Source organism: Bifidobacterium pullorum DSM 20433 (genome assembly GCF_000771405.1).
Classification (GTDB): domain Bacteria; phylum Actinomycetota; class Actinomycetes; order Actinomycetales; family Bifidobacteriaceae; genus Bifidobacterium; species Bifidobacterium pullorum.
Map to the genome: position 1 here is coordinate 13,891 of NZ_JDUI01000001.1, position 15,286 is coordinate 29,176.

The following is a 15,286-nucleotide window of genomic DNA, read 5'->3' on the forward strand; positions in this document are numbered from 1 at the left end:
ATACCCTCTATACACACTATATACACGCGATGGCGCGCCGTCAAGCAACGTCGCCGAAAACGATACGGTAGGTTCCTTCCCGCAGGTCCACGCTCACGCTGGTGCCGTCGGCGAAGACGGTGCGCTGCCGGAACACGTCGCCGTCCACGACATCGAATCCGGTCATCTCCAGCAGGCCCACCCGGCGGTGCAGGTCGGCGACCACACGGCATCGCGCGATGTCGTCCTCCAGCGTGCCGGCGACCCCGGCCCCGCCCACATCGCCGTCGATGCCCGCGTAGGCGGCGTCACGAATCAGGTAGGGTGCTCCCCCGTTGAGCAGCGCATACAGCATGTAGTCGTCCCCGCCCTCCACACGGTCCATCATCCACGGTTCGATGACGCAGTCGTGGTAGACGAGGTTCTGCAGCGGCACGGGCACGCCCCCGCGCGGCGCGTCCGGCGCGGCGAGCTGGAAATCGTAAGGCGCGTAATGGCAGAACACGAGCACGGGCATGGCCCAGTCCGCCACCTCCTCGGAGCTGGTGAGGATGCCGCGCGACAGCAGCCAGCGGAGGCAGCGGGCGCGTTCCCGGTAGCAGTCGGCCCGGCTCATGCGGTGCTCGGGGTTCGCGCATTCGTCGCCCTCGTTGCAGGTGAACACGTCCAGATAGGTGCCGTCGAGCTCGACGCCGTGCGCGGCGATCTCCCGGTAGTTGCGCTTGACGTAGTCGGGGGCGAGCCGCCCGCACAGGTATTGCTGGCGGCCTCCGGCCCAGCGCGCGTGTTCGGGGATCGAACCGTCGGCCAGACGCACGGCGTTGCGGTCGTCGTGCGTGGCGGCGTTGCAATGGTAGTCGCGGTACTGGTCGTGCAGGCCGAACAGGTACCCGCACTCGTGCGCGGTGTCGGCGAGCGCGCGCAGCCCCTCCCATCCACCGGCTTCGGCGCAGGCCGGCAGGTAGTCGGGGTGCTGGTTGTCGTATCCGGGCTGCCCCCAGCCGTCGAGGTGCATGTACAGCCGGTCGACGCCGGCCTTGCGCAACGCGCGCAGCTGGTCGGCGCGCCGGCCGAAGGTGACGAGCGCGTCGTTGCGTTCCGGATGCTCCGCATCGTACATGGACGAATCGGGTTGGACGTGCGTTTTGGCGCCGACGTGCATCCACATACAGCCGGGCAGCTGCCGTATGGAGGGGTTGCGCACGGCTTTTTCGGCGAGCGTGCGCAGCAGGCCGTGTTCGTCGGCCCAAGCGCGATAGGTTTTGGCCACGCCGGTGATGGTGGCGTGTTCGCCGGCGAGCAGCCGGTAGCGGACCGTGCGGCGATAATCCATGCGTCCCAGGCTGGGTTCGAACCAGGTGCCGATATGCGTGTGGGGGCCGTGCGCCGGATGGTCGATGACGTATCCGGCGTTGGCGGGCGTCTCGCAGATGGCCACGTATCCCGCCGCGTCGGGGTGCCCGAGGTCGCGGATCTGGGCGTGGAACGGCATGTAGCCGCCTTCGGTCCAGTAGCGCCCGTCGAACGGGATGGCGGACGTGGGCGTGGGCCAGTCGTTGGGGATCATGGTGCCTTGGCCGTGGGTGATGAGCGTGACCCAGTCGCCGTTCGGCTCGTCGAATGCGAACGGCGCGGGCCAGGTGACGCGGGTCACGTCCAGTGCGGCGTCGTTCAGCGGCACCCATTCGGCGATGATATCGCCGGTGGTCGATTCGATCCATACGTGGGTTTCGAAGGCGTAGTCGGTGCCGGCGAATCCCTCGTAGCGGACCGTCACCGCCTCTCCCGTGCCGGTGGTGCGGCGCTCGGCGGTGATGTGTTCGGCTTGGCAGAAGGGGATGGCGACCACCTGGCCCGCGATCCGCAATGCCGGTTGCGTCGCCTCGGATGTCCGCCAACGGTGTCCGTCGCGGACGATGGTCATCCGTGCGGTCGTCTCGTCGAGTTCGACGAGAGTGCCGGCGCAGTCGCATGCGATCATACCGGTTCCTTTCCTTGAAGTCCCGCGGGACACGATGCCGACGATGACGGGACCGCGGAGGGCCCGTCCGTCACGTCATGCGGCGGGACGTCCGCACCGCCGGATCCCGGAACGGTCAGTCGGTGAAGCCGGCGTCCCGGCGGATCTGTTCGCGCCGCCGCTTCTGCCGGACACCGATCCGGTAGGAGGCCACGGCGAAGGCGATGCCGACGATGACGAACAGCACGGCGGCCGGCCAGGCGCCGGCGACCGCCAGCCAGATACCGCCGAGGATGAAGAACACCGCGCAGAAGATATAGAATCCGCGGTGCGTCTTGCGTCCGTTGTTCATCATCGCCTCCCGATTGGATTGTCGCCCATCCAGTATATCGAGGGGCGGCGTTCGGCATCGCACGGTCCGGCCATCGGCGCACGCCGTGCGGCGACCCGCCGCCATCGCGACGCCTGTCAGTAGCCCGGTTGCCAGCAGTCCGCCGGCCCCGACCCGTACTGGCCCGCATAGCAGGACGACGACCCGTATCCGCCGTCATACCCGTCGGATCGCCCCGGACCCATCTGTTCCGGACGGCGGGCGCGCTCGTGCACCGTCCACGCCGGCACACGATACGGTCCTTCCGCGCTCCAGCCTTCCATATATGGTTCGAGCTGCTCGTCGGTCGGGTCGGGCACGGTGACGTCGAGCAGTTCGGGGTGCAGGCCCGGATCCTCCGCTTCGATGCGCCTGCGCAGCAGCGCGATCCGCTGCCCCACCTCGTCACGGTCGGCACCCGTGTAGCGATCCATCGCCCGTTCCAGCGCGGACAGGAATTCCCGGCGTTTCGCCATCGCCTGGTACTGTTCCGCCTGATGGTCGATAAGGGCTATCATCCGGTCGAAATCGTACCGCTGACGCGCACGCTCCTTGACGCCCTCCCATTCCTCACGTTGCTTGCGCTGCTTGCGCCGTCGGTCGAGCGCGGCGACGAATTCGTTGAGGACGGATGGGATCTTCTCTTCCAATGATGAAGTGGTCGTGTCCTTGGCCGTCCTGCGGCAGGAATCATCCCCGTCGGAGCGTATCGCCACCTGCAGCAGCCCGGTGCCCACGAATTCACGCGCCCGTTCCGCCAGCCACCGTGGACCGCGGGCGGCCTTGCCCACCATGGCGGGGTCCCGACGCGGCGCGTTCGGCGCGCATAGTTCCTGCACGCGCAGGAAATAGATCACGTCCTCCACCTTGAACACGATATGGGCCCACCGCACATCGTCGCCGTACTGCTCCGCCAGGTCGGCGTCGTGCGACGACGGGATTTCGAACCCGCGCTCCGCCGCCCCGCTTCCGATGAGCCTCAGCACCCCGGCCGCCCGTGGAACATGCGGTTCGGTCACGTACTGGTTGTCGGTGTCGGCCTTGAACCGCTCCACCCATGCCTCGATTGTTTCGTTCTGCGCCATGGCGCACCCCTTTCATGAACCGGTCGTTGCGCCGCACCCCCCAAGCGGCGTTGCCAGATAGCATGCCACAGTTCGCGGCAGCGCGCCACCGCATCATGGAAAAATGTGGACAAGTGGATGAATCGGCGGTTATGCACCGTGCACCGCCGGACGGTTCAACGCCTCACCCGCGCAATCGCCGGCACGGCCTTGCGGCCATGCCGGCGGCATCCGGGGTCACACGTCCAGACTCGGCGCAGGCAGTGCGGGACGTTCGTCGATGGACGGCAGATCGGCCGCGTTGGCCGCGTAGAACCGCTTGAGGTCGGCGGAGAACTTCCGCAGGCTCTCCTTGGCCGAATACAGCATGTGGCCGGCCGGATAGTAGGTGAACGCCACGTTGCCCCGCAGCGGCTTGGGCAGGCCCAGGTGGTCGATGTCGCACTCGGTCTGGAAAAATGGCGTGCACAGGTCGTACCAGCCGCTGCCGATCAGCACCTTCAACGTGGGCTGGTGCACGATCGCCGCCGCCAGGTCCGCCGTGACCGACGGGAACGGGATGATCTCGCCCTCGACGGACTTGGTGTGCGACGGCAGCCGGTGCCACCACATCCACCCCTTGCCCGGCTCGGTGGACTCCCAGTCGAAATCGGCGAACCCCCGGCGTTCGGGGACGCGGTCCCACCCCAGCTCGTCACGCAGATAGGCGTTGACCAGGCTGGAATACGCGGGATCGAGGTAGGCGTCGTCGACCACGAAGGTCTCGTCGTCGCTGACCGGATCGAGATCGTAGCCGGCGGCGCGGCCGTCGTACCGTCCCACGATCCGGCTCTGCTCGAGCAGCAGACGCTTGCGGAACCGGGTGTCGAGCACCCGCAGATCGGAGGCGAATACGTAGTCGACGTCCAGGCCGGTCAGTTCGGCGTACCGTTCCGCCACCCGGCGCTTCGATGCATCGTCCAGACGGGCGCCGGCGGCGAGCGCCAGGCGCAGCGGACCGTCGGCAAAGGCACGCGCCTGTGCCAGATGCTCCTCGAGCGTGAGATCCCGGCCGGCCTTGCCGTGGTAGTGCGCCACCGAGGCGTAGGTCGGGAAGTAGCCGACGTAGCATTGGTCGCTGGTGTCGAACACATGCGCATAGTCGAGGATGTTCGAGATGAGCACCAGACCGTTCAGGGACACGCCGTCCTGCTGGAGGCGGTACGAGAGCGCGGCGCCACGGGTGGTGCCATAGGATTCGCCGAGCACGTACTTGGGCGAGTTCCAACGGCGGTATTTGCTCAGGTAGGCTCGGATGAACGCGCTGAAGCCCTTGACGTCGCCGTCCACGCTCCACAGTTCGGGCTTGGCCTTGTCCAGGATGGTCGAGAAGCCGGCGCCGGCGGCGTCGATGAACACCAGGTCGCTGACCGGCAGCAGGGTCTCCGGGTTGTCGGCGAGCGTGTAGGGGGCGGCGGGCACGGGGTCCGTGTCGGTCACGTCGATGCGCTTGGGCGCGATGGACCCCAACAGCAGGAACGTGGAGCTGGAGCCCGGGCCGCCGTTGAAGATGAACGTCACGGGGCGGCTCGGGTCCACGGCACCCTGATCGTCCACGGCGTTGAACGCGGCGAAGAAGATGCTGGCGGCCGGTTTGGCCTTGGCGGTGTCGATGTCGATGGTGCCCAGCGTGGCGTCATAGCGCCACTCCCGCCCGTCCAGCGTGATGCTGTGGCGGGTGGTCTTCTCGTAAGGCTCGGGCAGATGCTCCTTGTCGGCGTTTGCGGCCTGTGTCTGCGTCGTGGTGGCGTCCTGATCGGTCATTGATCATCCTTTGCTCGGTGATGGACAGGATGTATCCCATGATACGGTTCGCACTACTTCGGGATTACCTCTTCCAAGTCCCGGCTTTCCGCCCCTGTCGGATTTGCATCCCGAAGTAGTGCGAACCTACAATGCTGATTCCATGAAGCAGCTGTACATCAAGCAGAAGATGTTCACGTTCGGCGGCGAGCAGTTCACCGTCACCGATGGGGCGCAGCGGCCCGTATACACGGTGGAGGGCAGTTTCCTGCAGATCCCCAAGTCGTTCTCGATCAGGGACGTGAACGGGTTCGAGGTGGCCCGCGTAGAGAAGAAGACGTTCAGCTGGCTGCCGCATTTCAGCGTGTTCATGGGTGACGCCGAAGTGGCCGCCATCGACCAGGAGTTCTCCTTCTTCCGACCCCGGTACCGCATCGACGCGCAGGGGCTGGCGATCGAGGGCGACTGGTGGGATATGAACTTCACCGTGTCCCGCAACGGCGTGCAGGTGGCGGCGATCACGCAACGCTGGCTGAGCTGGGGAGACTCCTACGAGGTCACGATTGTCGAGGATGCGTTGGAAACGCTGATCGTCGCCCTGGTGGTGGCCATCGACAAGGTCAAGGCCGATCGGGATTCCTCGTCCGCCTCGTCCGCGGCTTCATCCGTGGCCTGAATGGCTCGGAGGCATGCATCTCCTCCACGGGGGGGGCGGAACAAGCCCGATACGTATCATGCCCATCCGGAGCGTGTTCCCGGATGGGCATGATGCATATCGGAGCGGTCAGATCAGTCCTTGACGATGGTCTTGCCGGCGGTGGGTCCCGGGGTCAGGTCCTGGATTTCGGTGACCTCCAGCACCGGCACGCAGGTCGGGATCTTGGTGCCCCGTTCCTGGGCGACCTTGACCTGGGCGTCGTAGATCTCGCCCTCGGTGTGCAGGGTCACGGTGCCGCGGAACCGGTAGCCCTTCTTCTCGGCCAGATTGGCGACGGCGATGACCAGCGGGCTGCCGTCCAGCAGGTTGCGGTACATCTGTCCGGCGGTGCGCTCGTGGTAGGCGATGTGATTGTCGTCGATCACGTACGTCGACATCTTGGGACCCAGATCGGGTTCGCCGTCCTTGCTAACGGTGGCGACCCAGGCGAGGTTGTTCTCGATGAAGGTCTTCATCTCTTCGGTGAGCATGGCCATGGCATCCGTCCTTTCGAAAAACGCGGTGCTTCCAGAGTACTTCACCCCGGTCGTGTTCGCCATGCGAACAGCCGGCGGTGTGGCCAAGCTCACGTTCGTCCGATCAGATGAAGTCGTAGGGCATGCGGTGCGCGGCGATCCAGAACACGATGAGCGCGAGCGTGAACCATCCCATCCAAGCCTGTCCGGCGCCGGCGAACCAGTGGGCCACAACGGCGAGCACGCCGAAGCGGACCAGAAAGAACGCGGCGCGGCGGAACCCGGTTCTGGGTTTCGTCTCCACGCTCATGCGCACGAATCCGGAGCCCAGCGTGCGCCCGTGCCGTGCGGCGGGAATGAGCAGTTCCATCACCGCATAGCAGCCGAGGAACATCACGCCGCCCATCGTGAACGTCAGCGGACGGGATCCGGTGACGTTCACTTCGATGAGGTAGATGAGCGAGGTCAACGGCACGTAGAGCACCAGCGTCCACGCGTAGTCGATGCAGAACGCCACCGACCGGCGCAGGAATCCGGGTTGCGTGGTGATGACGTCGTCGTCCACCGCGCGCGTGGGGATCAGATGGTTGGCGATGATGGCGACGACAAGGCCGAGCAGGCCGCCCGACGTGTTCCAGATCAGGTCGTCCACGTCGAACAGACGGTAGGCACAGGGGTATAGGCCGAAGATTCCGGTCAGCTGGGAGGTTTCGATCAGCAGGGAGGTCAGGAAGCACAGCGGCAGGGCGAACCGCAGCCGCATGCGCACGAACCGTCCGAGGATGAATCCCAACGGCATGAAGAAGACCACGTTGAACAGGATCTGCAGCAAGGCGTCCAGTCCGCCGTACTGCAGGTCGCCGACGAACCGCCACACGTCCAGCTGAGGCGTCACATGATGGGCGGCGCAGTAGCGTTCCGGATCCTCGGGCAGCGGATACAGGGTGAAGCAGGCCAGCGACAACAGATACAGCACCGACCCGTAGGAGGCGAGCACCGAGGTGAACCTGATGCGGTTCTCGCGATGGTACAGATACGCCAGCACGGGCAGCGTCAGCAGCGCCGACATGAACGGCCACAGGATCACCGCGAGGATGAACGGCTGGCTGAACCCGCCGATGAACGCCATCATGATAGATTCGTCTCCCTGTCTTCGGTCCGGCGTACACCTTCCGACACGCGTACGCCGTCGTTGATTCTACGGTACGCCGCGCCGTACGAGCGCGCAGTCGGCCCTGGGGCGTATTCGAAAGCGCCGCGAACGGGGATATCGGCCGACGGGATGAGACTCCCCCGTCTATGGCGATCAGGGCAGCGTCATACGGTATTCCGCCACAATGGTGCGGTTCCAGTCCTCCGGTGTACGGCAGGTCTTGCCGAGCTCGTCGATCAGGCCGTGGAACTCCTGGAATTCGGGGATGCTCCAGGAGTCCACATCGATATGCGGCATGACACGGCGACGGAACCCCTCGTAGGATTGCGGCAAGTCGGTCACGCCCAGCGTTTCGAACATGCGCCGGGCGTAGCGGTCGGCGATGAACGCCGGACGATCGAACACGTACAGCAGCAGATCATCGGCGGTCTCGCCGCCCACACCACGGATGGCCAGCAGCTCCCGGCGCAGCGCGTCGTCGTCGAGTTCCCGCACAAGGGAGGGGATGTCGCCGTCGCCTTTCCACTCCCCCAGGTCCAGGAACCACTGGCAGAACGCACGCAGATACGTGGCCTTCAGCCGGTAGTATCCAGTCGGGCGAATCATCGCCCACAGCGTTTCGTCCGGCATGTCGACGATCGAGCGGGCGTCCAGCACGTCGGCCGCCTTCATCCGGCCGAGCGCCATCTCCACATTGTCCCAGGCGGTGTTCTGGGTCAGGATCGCGCCGATGGCGATCTCGAACCGTGAATCGGCCGGCCACCAGTGTGTGGGGCCCATGCGGTCCAGCAGCAGTTCGTACAGGCCGCGCACATCAATCCGCCGGCGATCATCCACGATTCCACCTCCAGCCTTCACATGCCCACTGAAGCAATGCGCGACATACTACCATGCTGCATTCCATACGCATCTGTGCCGGCCCTGCAACCCGCTCATGCGACAACACGCGCACTAGCCAACCACGTAATCGCCGTGTTGTCGCACGCTTGCGACAACACGCACGCCAGACAACCACTCAAACGCCGTGTTGTCGCACCCTTGCGACAACACGCACACGTGATTATGGTGATAAGCCAATGGATTGTAACGGTAGTAATCCGATAACAAGAGGGAATCTTCATGACCGTGTTGGAAACGGAACGACTGATATTGAGGCCTTGGAGGGTGGGCGACACCGCGGACGCGCAGGCGCTGTTCACCTATGCCAGCAACCCGAATGTAGGGCCCGCCGCGAGCTGGCGGCCGCACACGAGCGTTGAAGAGAGCGCCGAGATTATCCGCACGGTGCTGAATGCGCCGGAGACCTACGCCGTCGTACTCAAGCGGACCGACGAACCCATCGGCAGCATCGGATTGCATCAGCAGCCGTCCGAGTCCGTCATCAACACACCGGGATACCAGCCCTCGGACATGGAAATCGGATACTGGATCGGCGAACCGTATTGGGGACAGGGTCTCATTCCGGAGGCGGCGCGTGCGCTGCTGCGCCACGGGTTCGAGGACCTGGGCCTACAGGCGATCTGGGGCACGCACAATGTGGAGAACACGAAATCCTCCCGCGTGATGGACAAACTCGGCCTGCGGCTCATCCGCATCGAACCGCATGTGCGAAGGGAACTGCTGGGCGACGTCTGGCGCGACCAAGCCATCCGCCGCATCACCCGCGAGGAGTGGGAAGCCAAGGTCGCAAACGCGCAATAATCCAACGGCGCAACCGGCCATGGATGTTCAGTTCGCTCCCGGATCGCATCCGAATCCGCCATCCACGACCGAGCAAGCTTTACCGACCGTTGACAACGTCAACAATTTTGATATTATTGACATTGTCAGCAATTTCGCTGGCAACGACGATGGAAGGTTGTCCCATACAGGATAAACGCATCGCACCGCTCCTCGAACAGCTCGAGGAACAGGGATGGCGCATCAAACCCATGAAAAAGGGATGGATGTGTTACCCGCCCGACACAACGAAACAGGCAGTAGCCATACACAAGACACCTTCGGATGCCAGATGGTACGACAACTGCATGAAGTACCTGCGTCGCGGAGGTTTTCTCGGGTGAGCGGTGGGCCCGCGAAGTCGACCTCGATCGTCGCGGGCCATTCCATCGTCTACGGTTTGCAGGAGGTGGCGCATGACTGGGAGAGACTGGCAGGTGACGGTCGATTTCACAACAAGCATCCCCATTGAAGAGGAAACCTTATTTGACCTCATCGAAGAATTCGCGGAACATGGCGCATCAGCCGCATTGAACCCGGATGGCATGGGGGGCAGCCTGACCATAAGCGTCACAGCAGCCTCCGCCATGGAAGCGATATCCGTAGCACTCGTCATGTTCTCCGACGCGTCAACATTGAACAGTGCAGACATATCCGGCATCAATGTAATCGAGCAGGACAAGGCTCGCCTGCTCAACCGCGAACCCCTGTTCCCCAAGGTTGTCGGATATGCCGAAATTGCACGCATGACCGGAGTGTCGCGACAGCGTGCGGCGATGTTTCCCAAGATCGCAACATTCCCCAAGCCCGTTATTGAGACCTCCCAGGGGCCGCTATATTCGGAGCACGCAGTCGCCGCATGGGCCGCCAAGCGCGGGGCGAAAGCGGGAAGACCCAAAACGGCCGAAGTCCCCCCGACCCGTGGAGCGTAAAGCCAAACGGCATGATCCACACGCCCACTCCGAACAAGCATGGCAACTCGTGACCGACGGCTGCATTTTGGTCGTCGAGCACCGAATAACCCACCACCGGACACGCAATCTGGCCCATACCCTGGGAAACGCTCGGAAACGTTGGAATACCGGGGTTTTCAGGCAACGAAAAAGGGTCCCGGGCGATGCCCGGAACCCTTAAGATGTGGAGCTAAGGGGATTCGAACCCCTGACCCTCTCCATGCCATGGAGATGCGCTACCAGCTGCGCCATAGCCCCGTATTCAATTGTGAGAAGCCTTGCGGCTTTCGTGGAGCTAAGGGGATTCGAACCCCTGACCCTCTCCATGCCATGGAGATGCGCTACCAGCTGCGCCATAGCCCCGTGTTCAGTTCTTGCGCTCTCGAAGAGCCTTAGATACATTACAACACCGTCGCGGATTCAGCAAACCGGCGTGTCGAACCCGTGAACCGCGCACGACCTGCAGGTTACGCGGTGCGCCCCTGACCGTCTGGTCTACGAGGTTCACGGCTGCGCATCGCCCGTCTGTGCGCCCGTCGTTGCCCCGGTCGTTCCCGAATCGGCCGCGTGCGAACCGTCCTCCGTCGCACCCGTTCCGTTTGTACCCGTTCCGTTCGCTCCGCCCAAGTCGGTCGACGCGTCCGAAGACGGGTCGCCACCGTCATCGGTGCCGCCGCCGGCGTTGTCGCCGGATGCCGCGCCGTCGCTTCCGCCGGTCGCATCCGACGTGTCGGCCTTGTCGCCTACTCCCCCGTTTGATGTGCCGCCCTGCGTCTCGCCGGCCACGCCGGATTGCTCATCGTCCTGCACGTCGGGCGAGGACACGCTCCCATCCGAACCAGCATCATCGGTCGTGTCGCCTTCCACGGCGGCGCCATCGGAGGGATCCTTGCCGTCCGTGCCGTCATGCCCGGGCGCCGGCCGTTGCTCCACATGCGACGAGTCGACCCAGTCGCGCACCACGCTGTCCGTCCCCTGCCCCTGGGTCACCGCCAGGATGATGCCCGCAGTCACACCGACCGCAGCCAGGGCGCTGAGCACGGCGACGGCGATCGCCGCACGTCCGCCGCCGGTTTGCCGTCCGGACGACCGAGCCCCACCGGCATGGGCCGCAGTGACGCGCCCCGATTCGCCCGACCGCACGCCCGATCGCACGCCCGTCCGGATGTTCGCCGAGCTTGTGCCGCGCACCGTCCGCCCCACGGTTCCCTGGTCCGCCGACGACACCGGCAGCACGCGCGTGGCTTCGCGCGATTCGCCGCATGCGGGCATCACGGCCGTCATCGACACGGTTTGCGCACCCGTACCGGTCGCATCCCCCTCGGTGGCCTCGTCTCCGCCGACACCGCCGGGATTGCGGAACGGCGCGACGTTCTGCAGTTTCTCGGACGAGGCCTTGACCACGTTCTGATAGATCTGCGATACCACCGCGGAGACCACCGAACCGACGGCGACGCCGATGACCGATCCCGCGATGCCGATCTTCGCGGATAACAGGAACGAGGCGACGGCGGCCAGCGCCCCCGCGCTGAGCTGTGTGACGGACAATCCCTTGAAGAAGTTTCTCACGGCTTCCGACCGTAGCCACGTTCCTTGCCGATACGCTGGACTTACGCTGAAAGCATCCGAATTTTCACCATACCGTCGCAACGCCCATACCCATACCGAGGTCCGGCCGCCCGCGGCGCCGCCGGTTGTGTCGGAGACGTGACGGATGCCGAAGCCCCACGGAGCCACACCATGGCGCGGTGTAGATTCGAGGCAGGAACTGCACGTGGAATAGGGGGATATACGATGCACCATGGTTCATTCACGCCGCCGCGCCGCCGTACCGGACGCCGGATCGCGCTGCTGGTCACCGCGATCGCCGCGGCTGCGGCGATTATCGCCGGAACCGTCGGGTATCTGGCATCATCCGGCGTCATCACGCCACCGTCCGGCACCGTGGACGCCGCGGAAGAGTCGATGCGGGAACGTTACCCGATGACGCCGAGCCCCGTGGATTTCGACGGCGACGGCGTGGACGACTACACGGATATCCTCAACGGTGCCCGCAAGGACGCCGAGGCCGCCCCGACCTACGATGACGGGTATTACCAGGGCGGCTACCCGCCTGCGGACCGGGGCGCCTGCACCGATGTGGTCTGGCGCGCGTTCGCCGAGGCCGGATACGATCTCAAGGCGATGGTGGACGCCGACATCGCCGCCCATCCCGCCGACTATGCGGACGTCTCGCCCTCACCCGATCCGAACATCGACTTCCGCCGCACCGGCGTGCTCGACGTGTTCTTCTCGAAATACGGGCAATCGCTGACCACCGAAACCGCCGACGTGGCCGCCTGGCAGGGCGGGGACATCGTGGTGTTCGAGTACACCCGTCATATCGGCGTGGTCTCGGACCTACGGGACAAGGACGGACTGCCGTTCATCATCCACAACATGGGCCAGCGGCAACGCGAGAACGACTACCTGACGTTCCGCAAGCACATGAGCGTGACCGGCCACTACCGTTTCGACGCCTCGCAGGTCCCGCAGGACGTATTGCGGCCGTGGAACGGCTAGGCGCACCCCACGCGCCTTCCCCGTCGGTTCACGTACCTGCAGAACGTCGGATGCCCTGGAATCACCTGTGATTCCGGGGCATCCGACGATTCCGTGCGTCGCTCAGCCGAGCGGCGGGTTCTCCCACAGCGGCGTATCGGCGATGGAGGGCCCATGGTTGTATTCCATCAGACGCCACCGCATGCCGCCGTCGCTCAGATCCAACGGCAGCAGCCGCACCCAATGCGCGTTGCGCATCGACAACACGCTGGCGAAATCGGGGTACGCCTCGCTGATGCCGAGCAGCGTCTGCAGCGTCTGCGAGATCCACGCCCCGTGCGAGAACACGAACAGGTCGGTGTGTTCGTCGCCCTGTGCGGCCCACTCGGTAATCGCCTCGACGCCGCGACGGCCCACGGCCTCCTTCGGTTCGGCGCCGTATTTCATCTCGCCGCCGCGGAATTCGGCCCACGACCGGTAATCCTCCGGATAGCGTTCGGCGAGCTCGTCCACGGCCACGCCGTCCCATTCGCCGAAGCTGCGCTCGCGCACGCGCGGATCCAACCGCACGTCCAATCCCAGCGGATCGGCGAAGGCGTGCGCGGTGGCGGCGGCACGGCCCAGATCGGAGGCGACGACGATGCGGTTCGTTACATCGGGACGACGCTCCACGTACAGTTCACGCAGCGTCTCGCCGGTGCGTTCGACCTGCCAGCGGCCGACCTCGTCGAGCGGGATGTCGACCTGCCCCTGCAGACGGTGCGCCGCGTTGTACGAGGTGCGGCCGTGACGGACGAGGAAGACGGAACGGACGTGCTGGCTCATGACTCCTCCGGATGTTCAAGCTGCAGGTCGACGGTCGGCTGATCGCGCCACAGGCGTTCGAGCCCGTAGTAGTCGCGCGACTCCTGATGCATGATGTGGATGACGAAGTCGCCGTAGTCGAGCAGAATCCACTGCCCCTCGGTCAGGCCTTCGCGCGAACGCGCCGAACGCTTGGTCTTGAGGTACAGGTCCTTCTCCACTTCCTCGGCGATGGCGAGCACCTGGCGTTCGTTCGAGGCTGAGGCGATCATCATCACCTCGGTGAAGGCGAGCAGGTCGGTCACGTCGAAGGCCACGATGTCCGAGGCCTTGAGCCGGTCGGCGGCCGTGGCGGCGATGCGGATCGCGTCGATGGTGGTGTGCGCTGCGGTCATCGGCTCAGCGCTCCCAAGCGGGCTTCCAGCCCTCGACCACATGCTGCGTGTTCTCGGAGTAGACCATCGCGTCGTCCGGCACGGTGTGGCGGATGACGGAACCGGCGCCGGAGGTCACGTTGTCGCCGACCTCGACGGGGGCCACGAACAGATTGCCCGCGCCGATGTGCACGTTGGAGCCGACCTTGGTGCGGTGCTTGTGCACGCCGTCGTAGTTGGCGGTGATCGTGCCGCCGCCGATGTTCGTGTGCTCGCCGAGTTCGGCGTCGCCCACGTAGCTCAGGTGCGGCACCTTGGTGCCGTCGCCGATGTGCGCGTTCTTCATCTCCACGAACGCGCCGGCCTTGGACCCCACACCCAGGTCGTTGCCGGGGCGCAGATAGGTCCACGGCCCGATAGTGGCCTCCGCGCCGATATGCGTGCCCTGGATGCGGGAGCGTTCGACGGTGGCGCCCTCGTCGACGACCGCGTCGATCAGCGTGGTGTACGGGCCGACGACCGCGCCCTCGCCGATGACCGTATGCCCCTGCAGGAATGAGCCGGGCAGGATGGTGGCGTCGCGGGCGATTTCGACATCGTCCTCGATCCACGTGGTCTCCGGGTCGAGGATGGTCACGCCCTCGCGCATCCAGCGTTCGCAGACGCGACGGTTGTACGCCTTGGACAGCGCGGCGAGCTGCACGCGGTCGTTGACGCCTTCCACGCTCAGCGGGTCGGGCGCGGCGAACGCGCCGACCTTGCCGTCGGCCTTGGCCATCTCCAACGCGTCGGTCAGGTAGAACTCGCCCTGCGCGTTATCCGACTTGAGTCCGGCGATGGACTTGGCCAGCACGGCGGCGTCGAACACGTAGACGGAGGTGTTGACCTCCTTGACGGCGAGTTCGCTGCTGTTGGCGTCCTTCTGTTCCACGATGCGCAGCACGTTGCCGTCGCTGTCGCGGATGATGCGCCCGTATCCGGTCGGGTCGTCGAGGATGGTGGTCAGCACGGTGGCGCCATTGCCGCTGGTTTCGTGGAAGGCGAGCAGGTCGCGCAGGGTGCCCGCGTCGAGCAGCGGCATATCGGAGGCCGCGATGAGCACGGGGCCGTCGAGCTCGCCGCGTTCGGCCAGCTGGGTCATCGCGCATTGCACGGCGCGGCCGGTGCCGGGGATGTCGTCCTGGTTGACGATTTCGACATGCTCGTCGTACGAGCGCGCCGCCGCGGCCACACGCTCGGCCTGATAGTGCACGACGACGGCGAGTGTGGACGGCGACTGTGCGGCCACGGAAGCCATGACACGCTCGAGGAAGGTCTTGCCGGCAAAGGTGTGCAGCACCTTCGGGGTGTTCGAACGCATGCGGGTGCCCTCGCCGGCGGCGAGGATGATGGCGGCGGATAATGCCATGGTATG

The 15,286-nt window shown here is 65.2% G+C and carries 15 protein-coding genes and 2 tRNA genes; 4 read left to right on the top strand and 13 right to left on the bottom strand.

Features of this window, described 5'->3' with window-relative positions; genetic code table 11:
* Window positions 1-40: 40 nt before the first annotated feature.
* The 4 genes from OU11_RS00070 to OU11_RS00085 all read right to left on the bottom strand — a co-directional run bounded on the left by OU11_RS00070 (window position 41) and on the right by OU11_RS00085 (window position 5,176).
* Complete coding sequence (locus OU11_RS00070) at window positions 41-1,960, bottom strand: DUF5696 domain-containing protein (RefSeq protein WP_033513823.1); 1,920 nt, start codon at window positions 1,958-1,960, stop codon at window positions 41-43.
* Between the two features lie 115 nt (window positions 1,961-2,075).
* Window positions 2,076-2,294: a DUF2628 domain-containing protein gene (locus tag OU11_RS00075; protein WP_033513824.1), complete on the bottom strand. Its 219-nt coding sequence runs from the start codon at window positions 2,292-2,294 to the stop codon at window positions 2,076-2,078.
* 113 nt (window positions 2,295-2,407) lie between these two features.
* On the bottom strand, window positions 2,408-3,394 hold the full coding sequence (locus tag OU11_RS00080) for a hypothetical protein (RefSeq protein WP_033513825.1): 987 nt from the start codon (window positions 3,392-3,394) through the stop codon (window positions 2,408-2,410).
* A gap of 216 nt (window positions 3,395-3,610) precedes the next feature.
* Complete coding sequence (locus OU11_RS00085; RefSeq protein WP_033513826.1) at window positions 3,611-5,176, bottom strand: S10 family peptidase; 1,566 nt, start codon at window positions 5,174-5,176, stop codon at window positions 3,611-3,613.
* 142 nt (window positions 5,177-5,318) lie between these two features.
* On the opposite strand from OU11_RS00085, the gene OU11_RS00090 reads away from it, so the two are divergent.
* Window positions 5,319-5,831, top strand: a complete 513-nt coding sequence (locus tag OU11_RS00090; protein ID WP_033513827.1) for an LURP-one-related/scramblase family protein — start codon at window positions 5,319-5,321, stop codon at window positions 5,829-5,831.
* 113 nt (window positions 5,832-5,944) lie between these two features.
* On the opposite strand, the gene OU11_RS00095 is transcribed toward OU11_RS00090, so the two are convergent.
* The 3 genes from OU11_RS00095 to OU11_RS00105 all read right to left on the bottom strand — a co-directional run bounded on the left by OU11_RS00095 (window position 5,945) and on the right by OU11_RS00105 (window position 8,261).
* A complete protein-coding gene (locus tag OU11_RS00095; protein WP_033513828.1) occupies window positions 5,945-6,349 on the bottom strand; it encodes a pyridoxamine 5'-phosphate oxidase family protein in 405 nt (134 codons plus the stop codon).
* A gap of 103 nt (window positions 6,350-6,452) precedes the next feature.
* Entirely contained in the window at window positions 6,453-7,460 is a 1,008-nt protein-coding gene (locus OU11_RS00100; RefSeq protein WP_223224069.1) for a VanZ family protein, read from the bottom strand.
* A gap of 174 nt (window positions 7,461-7,634) precedes the next feature.
* Entirely contained in the window at window positions 7,635-8,261 is a 627-nt protein-coding gene (locus tag OU11_RS00105) for an endonuclease III domain-containing protein (protein WP_373869289.1), read from the bottom strand.
* Window positions 8,262-8,600: 339 nt separating this feature from the next.
* On the opposite strand from OU11_RS00105, the gene OU11_RS00110 reads away from it, so the two are divergent.
* Window positions 8,601-9,182 carry a GNAT family N-acetyltransferase gene (locus OU11_RS00110; RefSeq protein WP_033513830.1) on the top strand — a complete coding sequence of 194 codons (582 nt, stop codon included), beginning with the start codon at window positions 8,601-8,603 and terminating at the stop codon, window positions 9,180-9,182.
* 434 nt (window positions 9,183-9,616) lie between these two features.
* Window positions 9,617-10,132, top strand: a complete 516-nt coding sequence (locus OU11_RS00115; protein ID WP_033513831.1) for a hypothetical protein — start codon at window positions 9,617-9,619, stop codon at window positions 10,130-10,132.
* Between the two features lie 206 nt (window positions 10,133-10,338).
* Here the strand turns inward: OU11_RS00115 and OU11_RS00120 are convergent.
* The 3 genes from OU11_RS00120 to OU11_RS00130 form a co-directional block, all read right to left on the bottom strand.
* Window positions 10,339-10,411 (bottom strand) — tRNA-Ala (locus OU11_RS00120).
* A gap of 32 nt (window positions 10,412-10,443) precedes the next feature.
* Window positions 10,444-10,516, bottom strand: a tRNA-Ala gene (locus OU11_RS00125).
* A 141-nt stretch (window positions 10,517-10,657) separates the two neighbouring features.
* Complete coding sequence (locus OU11_RS00130) at window positions 10,658-11,722, bottom strand: hypothetical protein (RefSeq protein ID WP_052122498.1); 1,065 nt, start codon at window positions 11,720-11,722, stop codon at window positions 10,658-10,660.
* A 225-nt stretch (window positions 11,723-11,947) separates the two neighbouring features.
* Here OU11_RS00130 and OU11_RS00135 point away from each other — a divergent pair, with 225 nt between their 5' ends.
* Window positions 11,948-12,715 (top strand): DUF1287 domain-containing protein, encoded by a 768-nt coding sequence (locus tag OU11_RS00135; RefSeq protein WP_033513832.1) that lies wholly within the window; start codon window positions 11,948-11,950, stop codon window positions 12,713-12,715.
* Between the two features lie 102 nt (window positions 12,716-12,817).
* Here the strand turns inward: OU11_RS00135 and OU11_RS00140 are convergent, their stop codons facing one another.
* Genes OU11_RS00140 through glmU form a run of 3 tightly spaced genes read right to left on the bottom strand, consistent with a single transcriptional unit; the run spans window position 12,818 to window position 15,280 of the window.
* Window positions 12,818-13,519 (bottom strand): histidine phosphatase family protein, encoded by a 702-nt coding sequence (locus OU11_RS00140; protein ID WP_033513833.1) that lies wholly within the window; start codon window positions 13,517-13,519, stop codon window positions 12,818-12,820.
* Window positions 13,516-13,893 carry a ribosome silencing factor gene (rsfS, locus tag OU11_RS00145; RefSeq protein ID WP_033513834.1) on the bottom strand — a complete coding sequence of 126 codons (378 nt, stop codon included), beginning with the start codon at window positions 13,891-13,893 and terminating at the stop codon, window positions 13,516-13,518. The genes OU11_RS00140 and rsfS overlap by 4 nt, the downstream gene beginning before the upstream one ends.
* Before the next feature lie 4 nt (window positions 13,894-13,897).
* On the bottom strand, window positions 13,898-15,280 hold the full coding sequence (gene glmU, locus OU11_RS00150; protein ID WP_033513835.1) for a bifunctional UDP-N-acetylglucosamine diphosphorylase/glucosamine-1-phosphate N-acetyltransferase GlmU: 1,383 nt from the start codon (window positions 15,278-15,280) through the stop codon (window positions 13,898-13,900).
* Window positions 15,281-15,286 lie beyond the last annotated feature (6 nt).

What these genes read in the sequence shown, in the direction of transcription:
- OU11_RS00090 (WP_033513827.1), top strand. Translation starts at nt 5,319, where the DNA reads ATGAAGCAGCTGTACATCAAGCAGAAGATGTTCACGTTCGGCGGCGAG.
- OU11_RS00110 (WP_033513830.1), top strand. Translation starts at nt 8,601, where the DNA reads ATGACCGTGTTGGAAACGGAACGACTGATATTGAGGCCTTGGAGGGTG.
- OU11_RS00085 (WP_033513826.1), bottom strand. Translation starts at nt 5,176, where the DNA reads ATGACCGATCAGGACGCCACCACGACGCAGACACAGGCCGCAAACGCC.
- OU11_RS00095 (WP_033513828.1), bottom strand. Translation starts at nt 6,349, where the DNA reads ATGGCCATGCTCACCGAAGAGATGAAGACCTTCATCGAGAACAACCTC.
- OU11_RS00080 (WP_033513825.1), bottom strand. Translation starts at nt 3,394, where the DNA reads ATGGCGCAGAACGAAACAATCGAGGCATGGGTGGAGCGGTTCAAGGCC.
- OU11_RS00105 (WP_373869289.1), bottom strand. Translation starts at nt 8,261, where the DNA reads ATGGGCCCCACACACTGGTGGCCGGCCGATTCACGGTTCGAGATCGCC.
- glmU (WP_033513835.1), bottom strand. Translation starts at nt 15,280, where the DNA reads ATGGCATTATCCGCCGCCATCATCCTCGCCGCCGGCGAGGGCACCCGC.
- OU11_RS00100 (WP_223224069.1), bottom strand. Translation starts at nt 7,460, where the DNA reads ATGATGGCGTTCATCGGCGGGTTCAGCCAGCCGTTCATCCTCGCGGTG.
- OU11_RS00135 (WP_033513832.1), top strand. Translation starts at nt 11,948, where the DNA reads ATGCACCATGGTTCATTCACGCCGCCGCGCCGCCGTACCGGACGCCGG.
- OU11_RS00115 (WP_033513831.1), top strand. Translation starts at nt 9,617, where the DNA reads ATGACTGGGAGAGACTGGCAGGTGACGGTCGATTTCACAACAAGCATC.
- rsfS (WP_033513834.1), bottom strand. Translation starts at nt 13,893, where the DNA reads ATGACCGCAGCGCACACCACCATCGACGCGATCCGCATCGCCGCCACG.
- OU11_RS00140 (WP_033513833.1), bottom strand. Translation starts at nt 13,519, where the DNA reads ATGAGCCAGCACGTCCGTTCCGTCTTCCTCGTCCGTCACGGCCGCACC.
- OU11_RS00070 (WP_033513823.1), bottom strand. Translation starts at nt 1,960, where the DNA reads ATGATCGCATGCGACTGCGCCGGCACTCTCGTCGAACTCGACGAGACG.
- OU11_RS00075 (WP_033513824.1), bottom strand. Translation starts at nt 2,294, where the DNA reads ATGATGAACAACGGACGCAAGACGCACCGCGGATTCTATATCTTCTGC.